At 63.3% G+C, this 20,802-nt stretch carries 18 protein-coding genes and 1 pseudogene; 7 read left to right on the top strand and 12 right to left on the bottom strand.

Annotated elements, in window-relative coordinates:
- The first annotated feature begins 59 nt into the window (after nt 1-59).
- Nucleotides 60-1,052, top strand: a complete 993-nt coding sequence (locus ABQU90_RS04295; RefSeq protein ID WP_055844788.1) for an ArsR/SmtB family transcription factor — start codon at nt 60-62, stop codon at nt 1,050-1,052.
- Nucleotides 1,052-2,191 carry a homocysteine S-methyltransferase family protein gene (locus ABQU90_RS04290; RefSeq protein ID WP_055844791.1) on the top strand — a complete coding sequence of 380 codons (1,140 nt, stop codon included), beginning with the start codon at nt 1,052-1,054 and terminating at the stop codon, nt 2,189-2,191. The genes ABQU90_RS04295 and ABQU90_RS04290 overlap by 1 nt, the downstream gene beginning before the upstream one ends.
- A 16-nt stretch (nt 2,192-2,207) precedes the next feature.
- On the opposite strand, the gene ABQU90_RS04285 is transcribed toward ABQU90_RS04290, so the two are convergent.
- Nucleotides 2,208-2,561 carry a hypothetical protein gene (locus ABQU90_RS04285; RefSeq protein WP_323522189.1) on the bottom strand — a complete coding sequence of 118 codons (354 nt, stop codon included), beginning with the start codon at nt 2,559-2,561 and terminating at the stop codon, nt 2,208-2,210.
- 81 nt (nt 2,562-2,642) lie between these two features.
- Between ABQU90_RS04285 and metH the strand changes: the two genes are divergently transcribed.
- Complete coding sequence (metH, locus tag ABQU90_RS04280) at nt 2,643-5,396, top strand: methionine synthase (RefSeq protein ID WP_407078739.1); 2,754 nt, start codon at nt 2,643-2,645, stop codon at nt 5,394-5,396.
- Nucleotides 5,397-5,769: 373 nt separating this feature from the next.
- Here the strand turns inward: metH and ABQU90_RS04275 are convergent, their stop codons facing one another.
- From ABQU90_RS04275 to ABQU90_RS04225, 11 genes and pseudogenes are all read right to left on the bottom strand, one after another.
- On the bottom strand, nt 5,770-6,975 hold the full coding sequence (locus tag ABQU90_RS04275; protein WP_115561764.1) for an AGE family epimerase/isomerase: 1,206 nt from the start codon (nt 6,973-6,975) through the stop codon (nt 5,770-5,772).
- Nucleotides 6,972-7,958, bottom strand: coding sequence for a carbohydrate kinase family protein (locus ABQU90_RS04270; RefSeq protein ID WP_323522081.1), 987 nt, complete (start codon nt 7,956-7,958; stop codon nt 6,972-6,974). Before ABQU90_RS04270 ends, ABQU90_RS04275 begins: the two co-directional genes overlap by 4 nt.
- Nucleotides 7,955-9,265, bottom strand: a complete 1,311-nt coding sequence (gene fucP / locus ABQU90_RS04265; RefSeq protein WP_323522080.1) for an L-fucose:H+ symporter permease — start codon at nt 9,263-9,265, stop codon at nt 7,955-7,957. The genes ABQU90_RS04270 and fucP overlap by 4 nt, the downstream gene beginning before the upstream one ends.
- A gap of 13 nt (nt 9,266-9,278) precedes the next feature.
- Nucleotides 9,279-10,370, bottom strand: a pseudogene (locus tag ABQU90_RS04260) (LacI family DNA-binding transcriptional regulator); the annotation flags it as partial.
- 546 nt (nt 10,371-10,916) lie between these two features.
- The gene (locus ABQU90_RS04255; protein WP_407078755.1) at nt 10,917-11,705 is read right to left on the bottom strand and encodes a transporter; all 789 of its coding nucleotides are present in this window, start codon (nt 11,703-11,705) and stop codon (nt 10,917-10,919) included.
- 180 nt (nt 11,706-11,885) lie between these two features.
- A complete protein-coding gene (locus ABQU90_RS04250) occupies nt 11,886-13,976 on the bottom strand; it encodes an acyltransferase family protein (RefSeq protein ID WP_323522079.1) in 2,091 nt (696 codons plus the stop codon).
- Between the two features lie 240 nt (nt 13,977-14,216).
- Nucleotides 14,217-14,954 (bottom strand): DUF2058 domain-containing protein, encoded by a 738-nt coding sequence (locus tag ABQU90_RS04245; RefSeq protein WP_323522078.1) that lies wholly within the window; start codon nt 14,952-14,954, stop codon nt 14,217-14,219.
- An 18-nt stretch (nt 14,955-14,972) separates the two neighbouring features.
- Entirely contained in the window at nt 14,973-15,209 is a 237-nt protein-coding gene (locus ABQU90_RS04240; protein ID WP_323522077.1) for a SlyX family protein, read from the bottom strand.
- Nucleotides 15,202-16,548: a UDP-glucose dehydrogenase family protein gene (locus ABQU90_RS04235; protein ID WP_055844814.1), complete on the bottom strand. Its 1,347-nt coding sequence runs from the start codon at nt 16,546-16,548 to the stop codon at nt 15,202-15,204. Before ABQU90_RS04235 ends, ABQU90_RS04240 begins: the two co-directional genes overlap by 8 nt.
- A gap of 24 nt (nt 16,549-16,572) precedes the next feature.
- Nucleotides 16,573-17,544, bottom strand: a complete 972-nt coding sequence (locus tag ABQU90_RS04230; RefSeq protein ID WP_323514078.1) for an FKBP-type peptidyl-prolyl cis-trans isomerase — start codon at nt 17,542-17,544, stop codon at nt 16,573-16,575.
- Nucleotides 17,545-17,634: 90 nt separating this feature from the next.
- Nucleotides 17,635-18,192 (bottom strand): glutathione peroxidase, encoded by a 558-nt coding sequence (locus tag ABQU90_RS04225; RefSeq protein WP_323522076.1) that lies wholly within the window; start codon nt 18,190-18,192, stop codon nt 17,635-17,637.
- A 135-nt stretch (nt 18,193-18,327) separates the two neighbouring features.
- Here ABQU90_RS04225 and ABQU90_RS04220 point away from each other — a divergent pair, with 135 nt between their 5' ends.
- Genes ABQU90_RS04220 through ABQU90_RS04205 form a run of 4 tightly spaced genes read left to right on the top strand, consistent with a single transcriptional unit; the run spans nt 18,328 to nt 20,796 of the window.
- Nucleotides 18,328-18,576, top strand: a complete 249-nt coding sequence (locus ABQU90_RS04220; RefSeq protein WP_055844822.1) for a hypothetical protein — start codon at nt 18,328-18,330, stop codon at nt 18,574-18,576.
- Nucleotides 18,577-18,578: 2 nt separating this feature from the next.
- Nucleotides 18,579-18,941 carry a GntR family transcriptional regulator gene (locus ABQU90_RS04215; protein ID WP_005988451.1) on the top strand — a complete coding sequence of 121 codons (363 nt, stop codon included), beginning with the start codon at nt 18,579-18,581 and terminating at the stop codon, nt 18,939-18,941.
- On the top strand, nt 18,938-19,813 hold the full coding sequence (locus ABQU90_RS04210) for an ABC transporter ATP-binding protein (protein WP_115527501.1): 876 nt from the start codon (nt 18,938-18,940) through the stop codon (nt 19,811-19,813). The genes ABQU90_RS04215 and ABQU90_RS04210 overlap by 4 nt, the downstream gene beginning before the upstream one ends.
- Nucleotides 19,810-20,796, top strand: a complete 987-nt coding sequence (locus tag ABQU90_RS04205; RefSeq protein WP_323522075.1) for an ABC transporter permease — start codon at nt 19,810-19,812, stop codon at nt 20,794-20,796. Before ABQU90_RS04210 ends, ABQU90_RS04205 begins: the two co-directional genes overlap by 4 nt.
- Nucleotides 20,797-20,802 lie beyond the last annotated feature (6 nt).

Below are 20,802 nucleotides of genomic sequence, written 5' to 3'. Positions count from 1 at the left end.
AGTTGACCCCACACCCCACCGGGCCGAAAATATCTCCATATCGCGATATAGAGATATTCATGGATCTGGAAGACTGGTCGGCGCGCCTGAAAGTGTTTGCCGACGCCACCCGGGTACGCCTGCTGGCGCTGCTGGAACAGGAAGAACTCACCGTGGCCGAACTGTCGGCCATCACCCGTCTGGCCCAGCCGCGCGTGTCCACCCATCTGGCCAAGCTCAAGGAAGCCGGGCTGGTGCGCGACCGCCGCGCCGGCGTGTCGGCGTACTACCGCTTCGACGAAGTGTCGCTGGACCCGGCCCAGCGGGCGCTGTGGCTGGCGCTGAGCACCGGTAGCGATGACCCGCTGCTGCGCCAGGATGCCGAGCGCGTGGCGGCCGTGTTGGCCAACCGCGCCGCCGACCAGAACTGGGCCGATTCGGTGGCCGGCGACATGGAGCGGCACTACTCGCCCGGTCGCACCTGGGAAGCGCTGGCGCGCACCGCCCTGCCCTTGCTGGAAACCGGCGACGTGCTCGACATCGCCTCCGGCGACGGCGTGCTGGCCGAACTGGTCGCCCCGCACGCCACCCGCTACATCTGTATCGACACCAGCGCACGCGTGGTCGCCGCTGCCAGCGAGCGCCTGCGCAAACTGCGCAACGTGGAAGTGCGCGAAGGCGACATGCATGCGCTGCCCTTCCCCGATGCCAGCTTCGACCTGGTGGTCCTGATGCACGCGCTGACGTATGCCGCAAAACCGGCGCAAGCGGTGGCCGAATCCGCACGCGTGTTGCGCCCCGGCGGGCGCTTGCTGCTGTGCAGCCTGGCCAAACACGAACACCGCGCGGCCGTGCACGCCTATGGCCACGTCAATCTCGGGTTTGCCGCCAAGGAACTGCGCAAGTTCGTCGAAAAAGCCGGGCTGGATGTGTCCAGCCTGGAGACGGTGACGCGCGAAAAACGCCCGCCCCATTTCGAAGTGATCTCGTTGATTGCGATGAAACCGGGAGTCGGAAGTCGGGAATCGGGATTGGTTGAAAACAACAGCACGAGTGCGCGGAGAACTGGCTGATGACATCCCTGCCAATCGCAAATTCCGAACCCCTAATCCCGTTCTCGTTGCCGTGGCTGCGCCCGGACCGTGCAGCCAAGCTCACTGCCGCGCTGCGCGAACGCATCCTCATCATCGATGGCGCGATGGGCACCATGATCCAGCGCCACGATCTGCAGGAAACCGACTATCGCGGCACGCGGTTTGCCGAGGGCTACGACAGCGCGCATGTGCATGGCCCGGGCTGCGATCACGCCCACACGCAGGAAGGCCACGATCTGAAGGGCAACAACGATCTACTGTTGCTGACCCGCCCCGAGATCATCGCCGGCATCCACCGCGCCTATCTGGATGCCGGTGCCGACCTGCTGGAAACCAACACGTTCAACGCCACCTCGGTCAGCCAGGCCGACTATCACCTGGAACACGTGGTGTACGAATTGAACAAGGCCGGCGCGCAAGTGGCGCGCGAATGCTGCGATGCCGTCGAAGCGCTCACGCCGCACAAACCGCGCTTTGTGATCGGCGTGCTCGGCCCCACCAGCCGCACGGCGTCGATCAGCCCGGACGTCAACGATCCCGGCTACCGCAACACCAGTTTCGATGCATTGCGCGAGACCTACCGCGAGGCTGTCGAAGGCTTGATCGACGGCGGCGCCGACACGCTGATGGTGGAGACCATCTTCGACACGCTCAATGCCAAGGCCGCGCTGTACGCGATCGAAGAAGTCTTCGAAGCACGCGGCGGGCGCTTGCCGGTGATGGTCTCCGGCACCATTACCGATGCGTCCGGTCGCACGCTGTCCGGGCAGACTGCCGAAGCGTTCTACGCCTCGGTTGCGCACGGGCGGCCGCTGTCGGTGGGCCTGAATTGCGCGCTGGGCGCCAAGGATCTGCGCCCACATGTGGAAACGCTGGCGCAGATCGCCGACGCCTATGTCAGCGCGCATCCGAACGCCGGGTTGCCGAATGCATTCGGCGAATACGACGAAACGCCCGAGGAAATGGCCGAGACGCTGCGCGAATTTGCCCAGTCCGGCTTGCTGAATCTGGTTGGCGGTTGCTGCGGTACATCGCCGGACCACATCCGCGCAATTGCCGAAGCGGTAGCGGATCTGCCGCCGCGGCAGTTGCCGGGTGCGCAGGAGCTGGCAGCGTGATGCAGCACGTGGGCCCTCATCCGGCGCTGCGCGCCACCTTCTCACGCACGCGGGAGAAGGACAGCACATCGCTCCGCACGTGGACGAAAGCTCCCTTCTCCCGCACGCGGGAGAAGCACGGCACATTGCTCTGCACATGGACGAAAGCTCCCTTCTCCCGCACGCCGGAGAAGGACAGCACATCGCTCGGTACGTGGACGAAAGCTCCCTTCTCTCGCACGCCGGAGAAGCACGACACATTGCTCCGCACGTGGATGAAAGCTCCCTTCTCCCGCGCGCGGGAGAAGGACAGCACATTACTCCGCACATGGATGAAAGCTCCCTTCTCCCGCGCGCGGGAGAAGGTGCCCGAAGGGCGGATGAGGGCCATCTCGGTCCGCGCCCTGCCAACCGCCAACCATCATCGCCTCGCCTGGACATTCGCCCCGTCCGACGCCCGCCAGAGCATCGCATGAGCACTCCCCGCTACACCCGCCTGTCGGGCCTGGAACCGCTGGTCATCACGCCGGACCTGTTGTTCGTCAACGTCGGCGAGCGCACCAACGTCACCGGCAGCGCGCAATTCCGCAAGCTGATCAAGGAAGAGCGTTACGAAGAAGCCGTGGACGTGGCGCGCCAGCAGGTTGCCAATGGCGCGCAGATCCTCGACGTCAACATGGACGAGGGCCTGATCGATTCCGAAAAAGCGATGACGCGCTTTCTCAATCTGATCATGTCCGAGCCGGATATCGCGCGTATTCCGGTGATGGTGGATTCGTCCAAATGGACGGTGATCGAAGCCGGCTTGAAATGCCTGCAAGGCAAGAGCGTGGTCAACTCGATTTCGTTGAAAGAAGGCGAAGCGCTCTTTATCGAACAGGCGCGCAAGGTGCTGCGTTATGGCGCTGCCGCCGTGGTCATGGCCTTCGATGAAGTGGGCCAGGCCGACACCTGCGCACGCAAGGTGGAAATCTGCACGCGCGCCTACAAGGTGCTGACCGAGCAAGTGGGTTTTCCGCCGGAAGACATCATCTTCGACCCGAACATCTTTGCCGTGGCCACCGGCATCGAGGAGCACGATAACTACGCAGTGGACTTCATCGAGGCGACCCGCGAGATCAAACGCACGCTGCCGCATTGCCACATCTCCGGCGGCGTATCGAATGTGTCGTTCTCCTTCCGCGGCAACGAGATGGTGCGTCAGGCGATTCACTCGGTGTTTCTGTTCCATGCGATCAAGGCCGGCATGGACATGGGCATCGTCAATGCCGGTGGCATGCCGATCTACGATGAGCTGGACCCGGACCTGCGCGAGCGCGTGGAAGACGTCATCCTCAATCGCCGCAAGGACGGTACCGAGCGGCTGCTGGAAATCGCCGAACGCTACAAAGGCAGCAAGGGTGCGGCCAAGGTCGAAGACCTGGCGTGGCGCGAAAAACCGGTGCGTGCACGCCTGGCGCATGCGCTGGTGCACGGCATTGATGCCTATGTGGAAACCGACACCGAAGAAGCGCGCCAGCAATCGACACGCCCGCTGGATGTGATCGAAGGCCCGCTGATGGACGGCATGAATGTGGTCGGCGACCTGTTCGGTGCCGGCAAGATGTTCCTGCCGCAGGTGGTCAAATCCGCGCGCGTGATGAAAAAGGCCGTGGCCTATCTGCTGCCGTACATCGAAGCTGAAAAACTGCGCACCGGCGACGTTGGTAAATCCAACGGCAAGATCATCATGGCCACCGTGAAAGGCGATGTGCACGACATCGGCAAGAACATCGTTGGCGTGGTGTTGGCGTGCAACAACTTCGATGTGGTGGACCTGGGCGTGATGGTGTCTGCGCAGGTGATCCTGGACCGTGCGCGCGAAGAAAATGCAGATCTGATCGGGTTGTCCGGCTTGATTACGCCCTCGCTGGAAGAGATGTCGCATGTGGCGCGCGAAATGCAGCGACAGGGTTTTGAGATTCCGTTGTTGATCGGTGGCGCCACCACCTCGCGCGCGCACACCGCGCTGAAAATCGACCCGCATTACGCCGCACCCACGGTCTGGGTGAAGGATGCCTCGCGTGCGGTAGGCGTTGCGCAATCGTTGATTTCGCGCGACCTGCGTCAGGCCTTCGTAGCTGCCAACGAGGCGGACTACGCCGAGATCCGCGCACGCCACCGCAACCGTGGCGATGCAAAACGGCTGGTGTCGTTGGAAAAGGCACGCGCACAGCGTTTCGATGGCGATTGGGCTAACTACACACCGCCCACTCCGCGTCAGCCTGGCCTGCACGTATTCGACGATTACCCGCTGCAAGAGTTGATCGAGCTGATCGACTGGACGCCGTTCTTCCAGGCCTGGGAGCTGGCCGGCAAATTTCCGGCCATCCTCAGCGACGAGATCGTCGGCACCCAGGCCAGCGAGCTGTATCGCGACGCGCGACGTATGCTTAAGCAGATCGTCGACGAAAAATGGCTCACGGCCAAGGCGGTGTTTGGGCTGTGGCCGGCCAATGCAGTAGGCGATGATGTTGTTATGCTGACTGAGCCTGCGGAATCGGGAATCGGGAATCGGGAATCGCAAGGCGATGCATCGGCGCCCGACCATTCCCGATTCTCCATTCCCCATTCCCTGCATTTTTTGCGTCAGCAAGTCGACAAACCCGTCGACCGTCCCGACTTCTGCCTGGCTGATTTCATCGCGCCCAAGCACAGCGGCAAGCAGGACTGGATCGGTGGGTTTGCGGTCACTGCCGGCATCGGCATCGACCCGCATGTTGCACGTTTTGAAGCGGCGCACGACGACTACAACTCAATCCTGCTCAAGGCATTGGCCGATCGCCTGGCCGAGGCACTGGCCGAGCGCCTGCATCAGCGTGTGCGCACCGAGTTCTGGGGATACATCGACAACGAAGAGCTCGACAACGAGGCCTTGATTGCCGAACGCTATCGCGGCATTCGCCCGGCACCCGGTTACCCCGCATGCCCGGAACACAGCGAAAAACGCACGCTGTTCGATCTACTCAATGCCGAACGCAACACGGACATGTCGCTCACCGAGAGCTTTGCGATGCTGCCCACTGCAGCGGTGTCCGGGTATTACTTCAGCCATCCCAAGAGCCAGTATTTCGTGGTCGGGCGGCTGGGCAAGGAACAGGTCGCCGACTACGCCAAGCGCAAGGGCATCACCCTGGCATTGGCCGAGCGCTGGCTGGCATCGAATCTAGATTACGACCCGGAATGACACCGGGCCGGCATCACCGCAAGCAGCGACCAATCAACTTAGGAGCGCACCCGGGCGCGATGCGGCCTTACCGATAAAGCCCCATCGCGCCCAGGTGCGCTGCTACATCACGGCGCGGCCGCACATAGACGGCCGCGCCCTGTTACACCCGCATCAAGCTGCTGGACGCAACACATACAACACGTTGTAGGACGCACGCATGGTGCGGCACCCGAATGACGCCGGGCCAGCATCACCGCAAGCTGCGACCAACCCAACGTAGGAGCGCACCCGGGCGCGACAGGGCGTTACCGATAAAGCCCCATCGCGTCCGGATGCGCTCCTACATCACGGCGCGACCGCACATAGACGGCCGCGCCCTGTTACACCCGCATCAAACTGCTGGACGCAACACGTTCAACACTTCGTAGCACGCGCCCATGGTGTGGTAATCGGTCTTGCCGGCCGGGCTCTTCTCGTCGCTGTACTTGCGGTTATCCGCATCCAGAATGCGATACCACGCGCCGTAGCGGTGGTCGACCATGTGGGTCCAGGAGTACTCCCACAGCTTGTCGTACCACTGCCAGTAGCGCGCATCGCCACTGCGCTGCGCCAACAAGGCCGCTGCAGCCAACGACTCGGCCTGCACCCAGAAATACTTGTCGTCATCGCACACCTGCCCGTCAGGTGCGAAGCCGTAATACAGCCCGCCGCGCTGTGCATCCCAGGAGCGATCCACCGCAACATCGAACAGATGTTGCGCAGTCGGCAACAACCAGTCTGTCGGCGCGTAGCGATCCAGCAGCATCAGCAGCTTGGCCCACTCGGTCTGGTGACCCGGCTGGAACCCCCAGGGGCGGAACAAATGCTTGGGGTTATCGCGGTTGTAGTCCCAGTCGATGTTCCACTGCGGGTCGTAGTGCTCCCACACCAACCCATCGGCCTTGGCCGCCTGGCGCCGGGTCATGGTGTCGGCCAGCTGCAACGCACGATCGAGATAGCGCTGCTCGCCGCTGGCCTCGTAGGCGGCGATCATCGCCTCGCACATGTGCATGTTGGCGTTCTGGCCGCGATAGCGGGTGAAGTTGAACTGCGCATCGGCCTCATCGCGATACAGGCCGAATTCTGCTTCCCAGAAGTACTTTTCCAGCAGCTGCCAGGTTTCGTCCATCCATTCGCGCGCTTCGGCAATACCGGCTTTCAGGCCGCACGAATACGCCAGCAGCACGAACGCCACACCGTAGCAGTGGTTCATGTCGTCTTCGACCACGCCATCGCGCAGCGTCCACGCATACCCGCCAGTGGCAGCATTGCGGTGCACGTTGCGCAGATACTCCAGGCCATGACGCACCGCTTGCAGATACTCGGCATTGCCGAATTCGCGATAGGCCATCGCATAGTTGAAGACGAAGCGCGTGCTGCTCACCAGATGCCGGTGGCCGGCATCGTAGATGCTGCCGTCATCCTTGAAATACTGGAAGAAGCCACCGGCCGGGTCGATCGCGCGCGGGTGATAGAACGCCATGGTGTCGGCAATATGCTGGCGCAACACATCGGCCGAGCGGAAATCGGGAGCGGGAGATGCGGGCAACGGGCTCATGCTTGTTCCTGGATCAGAGAATGGACTTCATCGATGCTGGGCATCGCGGCGAACGCGCCCTTGCGCGTCACTGCCAGCGCACCGACAGCGGCCGCGAAACGAATCACCTGCGTCATCGCCGCAGCATCGCCGCACAGGTGTTCAAGCGTGCTCGCACGTGCGGCCAGCTGATACAGCAGACCACCGACGAACGCATCGCCAGCCGCGGTGCTGTCGCGCACCTGCACAGTGAACGCCGGCACCTGGCCGGAATCCACCCGTGTCTGCCAATGCACCGGGCCACCGCCGTCGGTGACCAGCAGCCAGCGCGCGTTGCCCTGCCACAACTTCTGCGTCACCGCGCTGGCGTCGCTATGCAAGGTGCCGGCCAGATACTCCAGTTCTTCGCGCGAGAGCTTGACCACATCGGCCAGCGCCAACGCTTCCCACAGCAACGCAGCCGGGTCCACATCCTGCGGCCACAGCATCGGGCGCAGATTGAGGTCCAGGCTGACGATGGCGCCGTCGGCACGCGCGCGGCGCATGCCGTCCAGCGTGCATTGCGCGACCGCATCCTCGGTCATGCTGTTGGAGCACACGTGCAGCACCGCTGCCTGCGCAAACCCATCGGCGGCAAAGTGCTCCGGACGGAACAGCAGGTCCGCTGCCGGTGGCCGGTAGAAGCTGAAACTGCGCTCGCCGGCGTCGTCCAGCGCCACAAACGCCAGCGCGGTCTTGGCTTCATCGGTGCGCACGATGCCATCGGTGGCAACGCCGGCCTGCTGCAGACTCTGCAACAGGAAATCGCCAAACATGTCACGCCCGAGCATGCCCACAAAATGCGCAGCGCCGCCGAGCTTTGCCACCGCAACCGCCACATTGGCCGGCGCACCGCCGGCATATTGCGCGAAGGTGCGCGCGTCATCGGCGCTGGCCTGCGGCAAGGCCAGCATGTCGATCAAGGCTTCACCGAAACAGACCACCTGGTTCTTGGCAGCACTCATGCGCGCGCCTCCGCCAGTGCGCCGCGCAAACGCGAGCCCCAGATGCCGTAAAACACGATGTACAGGTAGCACACCAGCGGCAGCACGAACGACTCATGCAGGCCGATGCGATCCGCCAGCAAGCCCTGCAGATACGGCACGATCGCGCCACCCACAATGGCCATGATCAACAGGCTGGATGCGCGCCCGGTCAGTGGACCGAGCCGCTCGATGCCCAGGGTAAAGATGGTCGGGAACATGATCGAGTTGAACAGTCCGATCGCCACCAGCGCATACACCGCCAGCATGCCGCCACTGGCCATGGTCAGGCCCAGCAGCAAGGCGTTGATCCCCGCAAATACCGACAGCAGCACGCGTGGCGACAGCTTGGCCAACAACGCCGAACCGATGAAGCGGCCGATCATCGCCAAGGTCCAGTACGCCGACACATAGGTGGTCGCCTCGCGCTCGGTGAACCCGCCGATCTCAGGCAACGAGAAGTAATTGACCATCAGGCTGCCGATCGCCACTTCTGCGCCGACATAGAAGAAGATCGCCAGCACACCGAAACGCACATGCGGGTGACGCAGCGCATCCAGTAGCGAATGCTTGCTCTCTTCCTTTTGCGCGCCGGCATCGGTCAACGCGGGCAGACGGAACAGAAACACGAAGATCGCCAGCAAAAACAGCACCACGCCCAGCCCGATGTAGGGGCCTTGCACGGCCTGCGCTTCCTGCACGCGATAGGCCAGCTGCTCGGCGTCCGGCAACGCCTTGAGCTGGTCGCCGCTCATCACCGTGTTGGAGAGGATCAACCAGCCGCCCAGCAGCGGCGCAATCGCGGTCCCCAGCGAATTGAGCGCCTGCGCCAAGGTCAGCCGGCTGGAGGCACTGCGCTCCGGACCCAGCAACGCGACATACGGATTTGCCGCCACCTGCAGGATGGTGATGCCGGTGGCAAGTACGAACAACGCTCCCAGAAATGCGCCATATACGCGCAGTTCCGCCGCAGGCCAGAAACCCAGCGCACCGACCGCTGCCACCGCCAGCCCAGCGACAATGCCCTGCTTGTAGCCCAGGCGATTCACCAGCCAACCGGCCGGCAACGACATCAGGAAGTACGCACCGAAGAAGGTGAACTGCACCAGCATCGCCTGCGCAAAGTTCAGCTCGAACACCGCCTTCAGATGCGGAATCAGGATGTCGTTGAGGCAGGTGAGAAAGCCCCACATGAAAAAGATCGTGGTGACCACCGACAACGCGACGCCGTTGTTGACGGGCGCCTTGTTGCCGCTTGGCACAGTGGATTGCGTGGAAAGGGAAACCATAGGAGTTGCCTGGTCAGCGGCCTGAGGCCTTGGTGGGGGAATGGGCGGGAGAATCGCTTAAGGGATGTTGCGAAGACACAGAGAGGTGTGAGGGCGCGCAGGCGCTACTCGCGCGGACCTTCAGCGCCACTGCAGCGGTCAGCCGCTGCGACGCCAGGTCCGGGCTGCCGATGCGCTGCAGCACCAGCTGCGCCGCTTGCCGGCCGCGCGCACGTGGATCGGCCGCCAGCGTGGTCAACGCCGGGGTAAACAACGCAGCTTCGGCAATATCGTCGAAGCCAGTCACCGCGAAGTCGCGGCCCGGAACGATCCCATGCATCGCCAGCGCGGCCATCAGGCCAAGCGCAACGCTGTCGTTGTAGCAAACCGCCGCGGTCGCGGCCTGGTCGGCGTTGTCGAGCATGCGCGTGCCACACAGTGCGGCGTCCTGACGATTGGGTGCCGACTCGACATACTGCAGAGCCAGACCCTCGCCGGACATCGCCCGCGTATAACCGGCGCGGCGCTGCCGGCACGAGCTGGATTCGGCATGCCCGCCGAAAAACACGATGTGCCGATGACCTTGTTCAATCAGATGCGTGCAGGCCAGAAACGCGCCCTGTTCGTTGTCCAGCGCCAACAGGTCCCAGCCAGCGCCTTCCACCTCGCGATTGAACAGCACCACATTGCGCTGGCGGCCCAGCACCTGCGCCAGCGCCTGCGCCTGGCTGCCCTCGGCCGGCGACAGGATGATCCCGGCCGGCGTGTGCTCCATCAACGAAGTCAACACCGCCTGCTGCCGCTGTGTGGACTCCCCGGTACTGCCCAGCAGCGTGACGTAGCCGGCCGCACCCAACGCTTCGTCGACGCCAGCTGCAAACTCCGCGAAAAACGGGTTGGACAGATCATTGATGACCAGCGCGATGCTGGACGAGGTGCGCTGGCGCAGATTGGCCGCGGCCCGGTTGTAGACGTAGTTTTGCCGATCCAGCTCGGCTTCCACCCGCGCGCGCGTGCTGGCATGCACCAGCGGGCTGCCGCGCAGCACCAGCGACACGGTTGCGCGCGAGACGCCGATTGCGCCTGCGATGTCGCGCAGCGTCACCGCGCCACGCCGCGCCAGACGTACTTCGCCAGCCGCCGGCGCAGCCGAGGCCTGCTTGGGACGCGTCAAGCGCTGAGACCCGCTGAGTGAAAAACGCGCATGTAATGGACTGGAATTGGATCGATCCAATTAAGCCTTTTCCCGCCATTCAATGCATGCGGCAGTGCAGCATGAGCGGAACAAAATCCAGCGGCGCAACTGTGGCGGTCATTGGCACAGAGCCGCATCGGTCGAGATAAACAGCTTACTGCAGCTTCTGGACGCCGCGGCGTGCCGTTACGATCTGTGGGCCGCGGCGTGCCGTTACGATCTGTGGGCCGCGGCGTGCCGTTACGATCTGTGGATGGCACGCGCGTTGCCGTGCGCCCGCCCCGCTCCACGCACGTCGATTGATCACCCACACGTCTGACAGACCGCCGTAACGTGCAGCCAAGCGATCTGCTGCGGTCACGCAAGCGTCTGAAATCCAAGCGACCGGCCATTGCCCCAGCAAGGCCCATGGAGGGCGCCACAACGCCAGAGCTCGCGCCTCGCTGTCGCACGCGTGTCCGGGCTGCTATTGACCTGTTACTGAAACGCGATCGACAAGCCGATTCCGCCCTGCCAATCCGGGCTTTCCGAGGTCAGCCCGCGCAGCACCGAAACATCCAGCTGCATTGCGTGCGGCAGTTGCCAGGCACCGCCGGCGCCCGCCACACGCGAATGCTCGCTGCCGGTATCCAGGCCAGCTTCCACATAACTGCTGAAATGCTCGCCCGAAAAAAACGTGTAGTTGGGCGAAAACGTCCAGGTGTGCCCGTCGTTATCGCGTGCGTAATTGACGTACAACGCCAGCGCGCGCTGCTGCGAAAGATCCCACGATGCAGTCACCCCGAGCTCGCGCGAATAGCCATCGCTGAAGGCAGGGCTGCCGGTCGGCACGTGATAGGTGCCCAGTGCCGCCCAATGGAAACTCTCCGATCGCGACGGCAAGGCGACCTTCAACCCGACATGGCTGTCGCCACCGCCGTGCGTGCGCGCATCACCACCGTGCTGCCAGTTGTAACTGTCGCTGCCCAGTTGCAGCTCCACATGCTCGGATACCCCAAGACGCAGCACCGTGTCGGCGGTGTACAGCGTCGTGCGCTGACCATCGGCACGATCGGTACTGGCATCCGGCAAGCCCTGCTCCCAGGCGAACGCGCCAGGCTGCAGCACTTCGGCAGCGAACGGGATACCAGGACGGTCGAACGCCGGGGCGTCTTCCGACTGCGCAAATGCCTGCGCACTGGTCAGGCATAGCGCCAACACCGCTCCGGCCAATGCCAGGTGTCGCCCTGCCTGCAGGCGCAAAACGTTGAACGCAGCAGCGGGCATCAACGACGCCTGCAAAATGGCGCGAGCTTGCGAGGAGTTTGGAGACATGGACATATGCGGCACCATCGGCAGGAAGTGAGCGACAACGCAGCTGACCTTATGCCCGACTGCGTCGACCGGCAACGGCGTACATGGTGCCGTGCCTTCCGTGACCGGCCTGTCTATCGCTGCCTGATCCGGTTAGTGCGTTGGCGCCTGCTCCGGTAAGCCACGCAGATGCGCAGCGAAGCTGGGCAGCAGCACACGATTGCCGTAGCCGCTCAGGTGGTCTGCATCGAAGAACAGCGGTCGGCCATGCCGGGTCGGCGCGCACGTCTGCGCATCGCACAGCAGTGGCAGCGGGTCCCAGACACTGGCGCCGCCCAGCGCTGCGGCAATGCGATGCACACCGTCCAGTGCCGGCGCGCGGTACCGCTCCATGACGGCTCGCTCAATCTGCATGCCGTTGGCGCATACCGCGTTGTGGCGATTGAACCAATCCGAGCATCGGTACGGCGGTGCCCTGAGCACAGGCTTGGGCGCCTCGAACACGATCCGCACGCCCCGCGCCTGCACCGGCGCCAGCAGAGCGATGGTTGCGGCAACACTCGCATCACGCTCGCGTTGCGCCTGTTCGCTCTGCAACGTAGCGACATTGGCATCCAGATCGAACAGGGCGTCCTGCTCGGCCAGACGCGGCACACGCAACCCTGGCAGAAACAGCACATCGCCAGGATGTACGTTGGCGATCACATCTTCCAGCGCGGCGTGCACGAACTCCTCGCACCCGGGCACTTTCACGCCAGGTTGCATCGAAGCGACCGAACAACCGGCGACCCCGTATATGCGGACGCTGCCACCTTCGACCACTGGAAAGCGTCGCAGCATTTCGTTGTAGGCCAGCGCATGCGAATCGCCTATCACAAAGACCTGCCGTCCCGTCTTAGCCGGTCGCGTGCACTGCCCGCGCGCGAAAATCCGCACCGGCTGCCCGTTGACCAATGCATTGCTCGCCAGCAGGCGGCAGTCCGGAAATTCCTTGCGCAGGCCACGGGCATAGGCATACCAATCCTGCGGATGCCTGCTGACCACACTCCACGAGGCGTACGGCGCGGACTTGATCAGCAGCGATTGCACGCCAGCGGCCAGCACCAGCGCGCCGATGCCGATCGCCACAACGCGCATGTTCGAGCGACCGCTCAGACGACGTGTGCGCCACGGCAACTCCACCCAACGATACGACGCCACCGCACATGCGAACGTCAAGGCTAGCGCCGCAAGTTTGGCGCTGGCCGATTCCAACCCGACGGTCCACCGCAACAGCACCAGAACCGGCCAGTGCCACAGATACAGCGAATACGAGATGCGGCCGATCGCCACCATTGGCCTGGCGGACAGGACGCGCCCCGCCCAGCCGTCGGCGTGTCGATGCAACAACGCCAGCAAGGCCAGCGTGCCCAGCACCGGCCAAAGCCCGTCGCTCCACGGCGAATGGCCGGGGCGCGCATTCCACAAGCCATTTCCGATGCTGGCCAACGCCAGCACCAACAGCAGCGTGCGCAGTGCAGCCGGCATCGCGATGCCGGTGGCAAACAGATGGCGTCCTTCGCGGCGCCCGAGAAGTGTCATGCCTTGATACAACAGCACGCCCGCACCCAGTTGCCAGAAACGCGCAGTCGTCAGATAAAACGATGTGACTTCATGCCCCGGCACATGCGTGCGCTGCCACGCGTACCCGAGCGAGGCCGCACTGGCGAGCGCGAACACGCCCAGCGACCAGAAGCGCCCTGCACCGCCGCGCATCCACGCCAGAAACATCCACGGAAACAGCAGATAGAACTGCTCTTCGACGCCGAGCGACCATGTTTGCGTGTACGGATTGAACTCTGCGCGCGGCGAAAAATAATCCTGCCCCACGCTGGCAAGCACCCAGTTGCTCAAACCGAACAGGGCCATGATCCCGGTCTTGGTGCTGGATTCGCTTAGCCACGACTCGGGGATGAACACCATCGAGAACAGCGCAGTGGTCACCAGACATGCCAGCAGCGCGGGCGCGATACGCCGCAAGCGACGCGCATAGAAGCGGACAAGTTCTGCCGCAACCGACACGCGAGGCAGCCGATCGACCGAGGCGCTGACCACAAACCCGGAGATAACGAAGAAGATGTCGACACCGGTGAAGCCACCGGGCAACCAGGTCGCGTCCAGGTGGTAGGCGATGACCGACAGCACGGCCAGCGCACGTAAGCCGTCGATATGTGCGAAATAACCGTTCCCTATCTGCGCGCGCATCATCCTGATTCCTGAAAAGCGGTGCCAGGCCATATTGCCGGGCAAATTTATGAGCGACCGCTCAGTGGGAACGCAGCCGCAGGCAGATCGGTGACCGCGCCATGCGTCGCGACGACGATGTCGTGTATGCGATCAGATATCAGCTGTGCTCATTTCGTCACACTGCAGCAACTTGGTCGCACTCAACACAGGGGCACCCGAAAGGTGTCCGATTTTTCAAACCACAAGTGGATTGCGGTGTTACCAGACCAGATCGTCGGGCACTTGATATTGGGGATCGGCGTACGGGTCGTCGCCTGCCGGCGCATTCGGGTCCACCTTCAGGGCGAGCGACGGTGCGAACACGGATTCGGCCTCGGCGAGCACCTCGGCCGTCACCAGCAGATAGCGCCCATTGAGTTGCAGCACGCCCAGCTCGCCGGCATTGAGTGCCTTGAGCTGATCGGCGGTGACGTAGATGCGTTTGATCTTGCCGCCATACGGGAAATGCCGCGCGATGTCGGCATCGGCATGGTTCAAGCCCTTGTCCTTGAGCAGCTCCTCGAGCTTGGCCTTGGCTTCGCGACGCAGGCGTGCTTCTTCCTGCTTTAGGCGCTCGGCTTCGATGCGCTCGTCTTTTTCGCGCTGCGCACGGATCGCATAGGCCTTGGCCAGGTCGATGTCCTCGCGCGTACGCGCCGGCCTGGGGCCACGTCGTTCGGCATTGGAATGTTGGGGGCGTGGCGACGCTGCCGGCTTGCCATCGTGGCGCCGGTCGGGCCTGCCATCGCTTTTGCGTTCGCTGGTTGCATCGGTCGCCGCAGCGGCGTGTGGCCGCTGCGGTCCCCTGCCCTGGCCACCCGGCCTGTTGCCGCCGGGTGCGGGCTTGCCACCGTTGCCATGGTGACGCGCGGCAGGCCGTGCGTCGGGTTTGCGTTCGGGCTTGGGGGCGGACTTGAAGCCCAGGCCAAGCAACTGGTCACGTAAGGTATCGCTCATGGCGGTGGCAATCTGCAATCAATAGTGCGGAGGCGGCGGTTCGTCCGCTGCATCGGCAAACAACGTGGAGCGCACCTTGCCCAGATCCTCGAGCAGGTGGCGGATCAGCTCAGCATTGCGGGCACCCGTCAAACGGGCGTCCGCAAGTGCTTCACTCAGTTCATTGAGCGCCAGCTCCTGGAAGGAGAGGCGCGTTTCCAGTTCCACCAACCGCGCGTCCAGTTCCTGGTCGCGCGGCGAGAGTTGCTCATGCATGCAACGAACGGCCTCGTCCGATGGCGTAGTAAGCAAGACCGGCGGCTTCGATTTCCTGCGGGTCATACAGGTTGCGTCCGTCGAACACGACGTCGTCCTTCAATGCCTGCTTGATCTTGCCGAAATCCGGGCTACGGAACTGCTTCCACTCGGTGACAACAACCAGTGCGTCGGCGCCTTCCAGTGCAGCAAAGGCTTCGTCGCAGAAGGTCAGGTCGTCGCGCTCGCCGAAGATGCGCTTGGCCTCGTGCGTGGCTTCCGGGTCGTAGGCACGCACGGTGGCACCGGCTTCCCACAACTGCGCCATCAGACGACGGCTGGAAGCCGCACGCATGTCGTCGGTATTGGGCTTGAACGCCAGGCCCCACACCGCGAAGGTCTTGCCGGCGATGCTGCCGCCTTCGCCACCGTAATGACGCTGCACCAGTTCGAACAGATGACCCTTCTGCGCGTTGTTGACGCTTTCCACCGCGTTGAGCAGGGTCGGCTGCATGCCGTACTGCTCTGCCGTCTTGGCAAGTGCCTGCACGTCCTTGGGGAAGCACGAGCCGCCGTAACCGGCACCGGGATAGATGAAGTGCCAGCCAATGCGCGGATCGGAGCCGATCCCGTTACGCACGTGCTCGACGTCCGCACCGACACGCTCGGCAATATTGGCGATCTCGTTCATGAAACTGATCTTGGTCGCCAGCATCGCGTTGGCCGCGTACTTGGTGAGCTCGGCCGAGCGCACGTCCATTTCCACGATGCGATCGCGGTTGCGATTGAACGGGGCATACAGACGACGCATGCGTGCGATCGCAGCCGGCTTCTTGGCGCCGATCACGATCCGGTCCGGACGCATGCAGTCGGCCACCGCATCGCCTTCCTTCAGGAACTCGGGGTTGGAAACCACATCGAATTCGTGGTCCACGCCACGTGCGTCCAGCTCTTCCTGGATCGCCGCGCGCACCTTGTCGGCGGTCCCGACCGGCACCGTGGATTTATTGACCACGACCGACGGGCCGTCGATATGGCGACCGACAGTGCGCGCAACCGCCAGCACGTACTGCAGGTCGGCACTGCCATCTTCGTCCGGCGGCGTGCCCACGGCGATAAAGGTGATTTCGCCGTGCGCAATCGCCTCGGCGGCGTCGCTGGTGAAGCGCAACCGGCCAGAGGCGTGGTTGGCTTTCACCATCGGCTCCAAGCCGGGTTCGTAGATGGGAATCACCCCACGATTGAGACCATCAACTTTCGCCTGGTCGATATCCACGCAGATAACGTGATGACCTACTTCCGCCAGACAGGTACCGGTGACAAGACCAACATAGCCGGTACCAAAGATCGCAACTCGCATGGGTGGGGGTACTCCTGTGGGGGATCAGGGAAGGATACCCATCAGTTCGACATCGAACGTCAACGTTGCGTCCGGTCCGATCGGCCCCCCTTGCGTGCCGTTCGGGCCATAGGCCAAGTTGGATGGAATCCAGAAACGATATTTCGAACCGACCGGCATCAATGCGACGCCCTCGGTCCAACCGGGAATGACTTGATCCAGACCAAACTCGGCCGGCTGGCCGCGCTGGTACGAACTGTCGAAGACCTGCCCGTCGAGCAGCTTGCCTTCGTAGTTCACACGCACCTTGTTGGTCCGCATCGGGCGCTCGCCGCTGCCCTGGCGCAGCACCATGTACTGCAGGCCGGACGCGGTGGTGATCACGCCTTTCTCGGTTTTATTCTTGGCGAGGAAGGCATTGCCGTCTTCGCGATTCTTGGCGCCGGCAGCGCCCTGCTTGGCAGAGGCGAAGGCCTGCATGGTGGCGGCCGCTTCCTGCTGGGTCAGACGCGTGGTGCCCTTGGAGAACACGGTACGCACCGCTTCCATCAGCGTCGACAGATCGATCTCGTCCTTGATGCCGGCGAGCGACGGACCAACCGCACGGTCGCCCAGCATCAAACCGACATTTTCCTTGGACGGGGTGGCCGGCGCGGAGCCTGGCGCCATGCCCGGCACCTGCTGACCATTGCGGGCAGCCAGCGCGGTGCGCAATGCGGTATCGGTCGCCTGAGTCTGCTCATCGGACAACAGCGGCTTGCCACCCTTGAATGCATTTTCGATAGCGCGTTGCATCGCGCTCAGATCGATGTCCTGGGCAATCGGCTCGAACGAGCGCGCTACATCCATACCGATGGCGTAGCTGACGTTGTCGCGCGTGCTTTTCTCAGACGATGCATTCAAAACTGGCTTCTCCTTGGTGGCCGCTGCGGCCGGTTGCTGCGACATCGCCGGCATCGAAGCCGTCATTGCCACCATCAGTAGCGACGCCGCCGCGCCGCGCTTTCCCATCTTCATTCGATGCACTTCCCGAAAGTGAAAAGACACGCCACCGACGGCGCTGAACACGCATTGTCGCATGCGCACGCGGCGTTGCGAGAGCCGCGCTCAGCGCGACGGCGCAGTGAGCTCGCGCTCGATCGCTGCGAGCACGCTCGGATCGTCCGGTTTGATCTTGCTGGGGAACTGCGCTACCACGCGCCCGTCGCGTGCAATCAAATACTTGTGGAAGTTCCAACCCGGCGCCACGCCCGTTGCCTGCGTCAAGCGCTGATACAGCGGCGTCGCTTCTTTGCCCAGCACGTGCACCTTCTCAAACATCGGGAACTTGACGCCATAGGTCAGCGTGCAGAATTCCTGGATCTGCCTCTCAGATCCGGGTTCCTGTCCCTGGAAATCGTTGGATGGAAAGCCCAGCACCGCAAACCCGCGGCTGGCGAAGCGCTGGTTGAGTGCTTCCAGACCTTCGTACTGCGGTGTGTAGCCGCATTTGCTGGCGGTATTGACCACCATCACTACCTTGCCGCCGTAACTCCGGTTCAGGTTGATTGGCGCTTTGCCGGCCAACGGGCGGTACTCCAGATCCAGCAGCGGCGCCCCAGCGGCCATTGCCGAGCTTGCAAAAAAGCCAGCGAATACAACGACCAATAGACGTTTCAGCAGCATTGGAAGTTCCTCGAAGGTGATTTGGCACCCCGGTCTGCGTGGGGTGCCATCAGTTGGGTATGACAGACAGTTGACTGCCTGCGTGTCGGTGTTATAGTTGAATACAACACCAGTCATCCAACGCAGGGGGAAAGCATGAACAGCACACGTGTCACGCGACCAGTTCCGCTGTTGCTGTTCGGCAGCACCCTGTTTGCCATTGGTTGGCTGGGAGCCGCTTCCAGTCAGGTCACGGAGTCCGGCGCCGATTATGGCGTGTCGGAGGCGGTTACGGAAAACGCGACAACTCCCCCCGAGGAGCGCACCCGGCCTGGCCGGCACCTGCGCGCTTCGCTGTCGATGCCCTATTTCTCCTTCGCGCAGGTTCTGCGCCCACGGAGCTGATCATGAACGACATCCAATGGAGCGACGGCGCTCCCATCTACCGCCAACTCAAGGAACGGGTCATTGCCATGATGCTCGATGGAATCCTCAAACCTGGCGACGCACTGCCTTCGGTGCGCCAGGTCGCGGCGGACTATCAACTCAATCCCATCACCGTCTCGCGCGCCTACCAGGAGTTGGCCGACGAGAACCTGGTGGAAAAACGCCGCGGCCTGGGCATGTTCATGACCCCGGAAGCTGCACAGAAGCTGCGCGGAAGCGAACGCGACCGCTTCTTGAATGAAGAATGGCCGGCGGTGCTGGAACGCATCCAGCGCCTGGGCCTGTCCATCGACGATCTGTTGCCACAGGGGAAAACACCATGACCGCCGTCTCCACCGACCATGTCGTCGACGCACGTGGGCTACGCAAGACCTACAAACATCGGCTGGCGCTGGACAACACCAGCTTCACCATCGCCGCCGGCCGCATCGTCGGATTGATCGGCCCCAACGGCGCCGGCAAGACCACCGCGCTCAAGGCCGTGCTAGGGCTGACCGACTTCGACGGCGACTTGAAGGTGCTGGGCATGGACCCGCGCACCGAGCGCAACGCGCTGATGAACGAAGTCTGCTTTATCGCCGACGTGGCGGTGTTGCCACGCTGGCTACGGGTGGGCGAAGCGATCGACTTCGTGGCGGGGGTGCATCCGCGCTTCGATCGCGCCAAGTGCGAGCGTTTTTTGGCCAACACCCAGCTCAATCGCAAATCGCGGGTCCGCGAATTGTCCAAGGGCATGATCGTGCAGCTGCATCTGGCGCTGGTGATGGCCATCGACGCGCGCATTCTGGTGCTGGACGAGCCCACGCTGGGCCTGGACATCCTGTATCGCAAGCAGTTCTACCAGCGTTTGCTGGAGGATTACTTCGACGAGCAGAAGACCATCATCGTCACTACCCACCAGGTCGAAGAGATCGAACACATCCTCACCGATGTGATGTTCATCCGCGACGGCCGCATCGTGCTCACCGCCGACATGGAAGACGTGGCGCAGCGCTACACCGAAGTGCTGGTCGGTGCCGAACACCTGGAGACTGCGCGCGCCCTGACCCCGATCGACGAACGCGCCCTGCCCTTCGGCAAGACCGTGATGCTGTTCGATGGCGTGCCCAAGGATCAGCTCGCCCGCTTCGGCGAAACCCGCAATCCCGGCCTGGCCGACCTGTTTGTTGCCGTCATGAAGGGGACCTACGCATGAATGCCATGACCAACCACGCATCGCCTGCCCGTACCTTCGGCTGGCTACTCAAACGCGAATACTGGGAACACCGTGGCGGCTTCGTCTGGGCGCAGGTGATCACCGGCGGCATCGCGGTGTTCTTTGCGCTGCTGGGCGCGGTGATCGGTGCGATCAGTGCGCGCCGCAACATGACCGGCGACAGCATCCGGATGGACGATCTGGCCGAATACACGCGCACCCTGGGTCAGGTCGGCGATGGACTGCTGCTCGGCGGCGTCGGCATCGCCTCGGTGGTCCTGGCGTTCGTGGTGTTCTTCTATGCGCTTGGCAGCCTCTACGACGATCGCCGCGACCGCAGCGTGCTGTTCTGGAAGTCGTTGCCGGTCTCCGACGTACAGACCGTATTGTCCAAGGCCGCCTGGGCCTTGCTGCTGGCGCCGCTGATTTCCATCGTGATCGGTACGGTGGTCGGCCTGGCGTTATGGTTGATCGCCATCGTTGGCGCCTCGATCGCAGGCGTGCCCAGCCCCTGGGCGTTGGCTACTCACTCGCACCCGTTCGCATTGTTGTGGCTGCTGTTGAAGACCGTGCCGATGAGCCTGTTGTGGTCGCTGCCGACCGTCGGCTGGCTGATGTTCTGCTCGGCGTGGGCCGGCAGCAAGCCGTTCCTGTGGGCGGCGCTGTTCCCACTGCTGGCCTGCGTGATGTTGAGCATCCTGTCGGCGATGCCGGGCGTGTCGCTGCCGATCGGCGGGATCTGGTACGTGGTCGGCTATCGCGGCCTGCTCAGCGCCTTGCCTGGTACGTGGTCGCCGCTTGCCGTCAGCGGCAACCTGGACAGCAGTGCGCTGCAAAACCCCAGCGACCTGGTGCAATGGGCCTTGCAGCACACCGACAGTTCGCGTGTTTATGGCGACCCGGACATCTGGATCGGTGCCGCCATCGGCATCGCGCTGATCGCCGCTTCCATCTATCTGCGCCGTCGGCGCTCCGAAGCCTGAGGACAC

Source organism: Xanthomonas sp. WHRI 10207, from assembly GCF_040202975.1.
GTDB lineage: Bacteria > Pseudomonadota > Gammaproteobacteria > Xanthomonadales > Xanthomonadaceae > Xanthomonas.
This window is presented reverse-complemented; position numbering and strand designations above follow the sequence as displayed.

What these genes read in the sequence shown, in the direction of transcription:
- ABQU90_RS04295 (WP_055844788.1), top strand. Translation starts at nt 60, where the DNA reads ATGGATCTGGAAGACTGGTCGGCGCGCCTGAAAGTGTTTGCCGACGCC.
- ABQU90_RS04290 (WP_055844791.1), top strand. Translation starts at nt 1,052, where the DNA reads ATGACATCCCTGCCAATCGCAAATTCCGAACCCCTAATCCCGTTCTCG.
- ABQU90_RS04285 (WP_323522189.1), bottom strand. Translation starts at nt 2,561, where the DNA reads ATGGCCCTCATCCGCCCTTCGGGCACCTTCTCCCGCGCGCGGGAGAAG.
- metH (WP_407078739.1), top strand. Translation starts at nt 2,643, where the DNA reads ATGAGCACTCCCCGCTACACCCGCCTGTCGGGCCTGGAACCGCTGGTC.
- ABQU90_RS04275 (WP_115561764.1), bottom strand. Translation starts at nt 6,975, where the DNA reads ATGAGCCCGTTGCCCGCATCTCCCGCTCCCGATTTCCGCTCGGCCGAT.
- ABQU90_RS04270 (WP_323522081.1), bottom strand. Translation starts at nt 7,958, where the DNA reads ATGAGTGCTGCCAAGAACCAGGTGGTCTGTTTCGGTGAAGCCTTGATC.
- fucP (WP_323522080.1), bottom strand. Translation starts at nt 9,265, where the DNA reads ATGGTTTCCCTTTCCACGCAATCCACTGTGCCAAGCGGCAACAAGGCG.
- ABQU90_RS04255 (WP_407078755.1), bottom strand. Translation starts at nt 11,705, where the DNA reads ATGCCCGCTGCTGCGTTCAACGTTTTGCGCCTGCAGGCAGGGCGACAC.
- ABQU90_RS04250 (WP_323522079.1), bottom strand. Translation starts at nt 13,976, where the DNA reads ATGCGCGCGCAGATAGGGAACGGTTATTTCGCACATATCGACGGCTTA.
- ABQU90_RS04245 (WP_323522078.1), bottom strand. Translation starts at nt 14,954, where the DNA reads ATGAGCGATACCTTACGTGACCAGTTGCTTGGCCTGGGCTTCAAGTCC.
- ABQU90_RS04240 (WP_323522077.1), bottom strand. Translation starts at nt 15,209, where the DNA reads ATGCATGAGCAACTCTCGCCGCGCGACCAGGAACTGGACGCGCGGTTG.
- ABQU90_RS04235 (WP_055844814.1), bottom strand. Translation starts at nt 16,548, where the DNA reads ATGCGAGTTGCGATCTTTGGTACCGGCTATGTTGGTCTTGTCACCGGT.
- ABQU90_RS04230 (WP_323514078.1), bottom strand. Translation starts at nt 17,544, where the DNA reads ATGAAGATGGGAAAGCGCGGCGCGGCGGCGTCGCTACTGATGGTGGCA.
- ABQU90_RS04225 (WP_323522076.1), bottom strand. Translation starts at nt 18,192, where the DNA reads ATGCTGCTGAAACGTCTATTGGTCGTTGTATTCGCTGGCTTTTTTGCA.
- ABQU90_RS04220 (WP_055844822.1), top strand. Translation starts at nt 18,328, where the DNA reads ATGAACAGCACACGTGTCACGCGACCAGTTCCGCTGTTGCTGTTCGGC.
- ABQU90_RS04215 (WP_005988451.1), top strand. Translation starts at nt 18,579, where the DNA reads ATGAACGACATCCAATGGAGCGACGGCGCTCCCATCTACCGCCAACTC.
- ABQU90_RS04210 (WP_115527501.1), top strand. Translation starts at nt 18,938, where the DNA reads ATGACCGCCGTCTCCACCGACCATGTCGTCGACGCACGTGGGCTACGC.
- ABQU90_RS04205 (WP_323522075.1), top strand. Translation starts at nt 19,810, where the DNA reads ATGAATGCCATGACCAACCACGCATCGCCTGCCCGTACCTTCGGCTGG.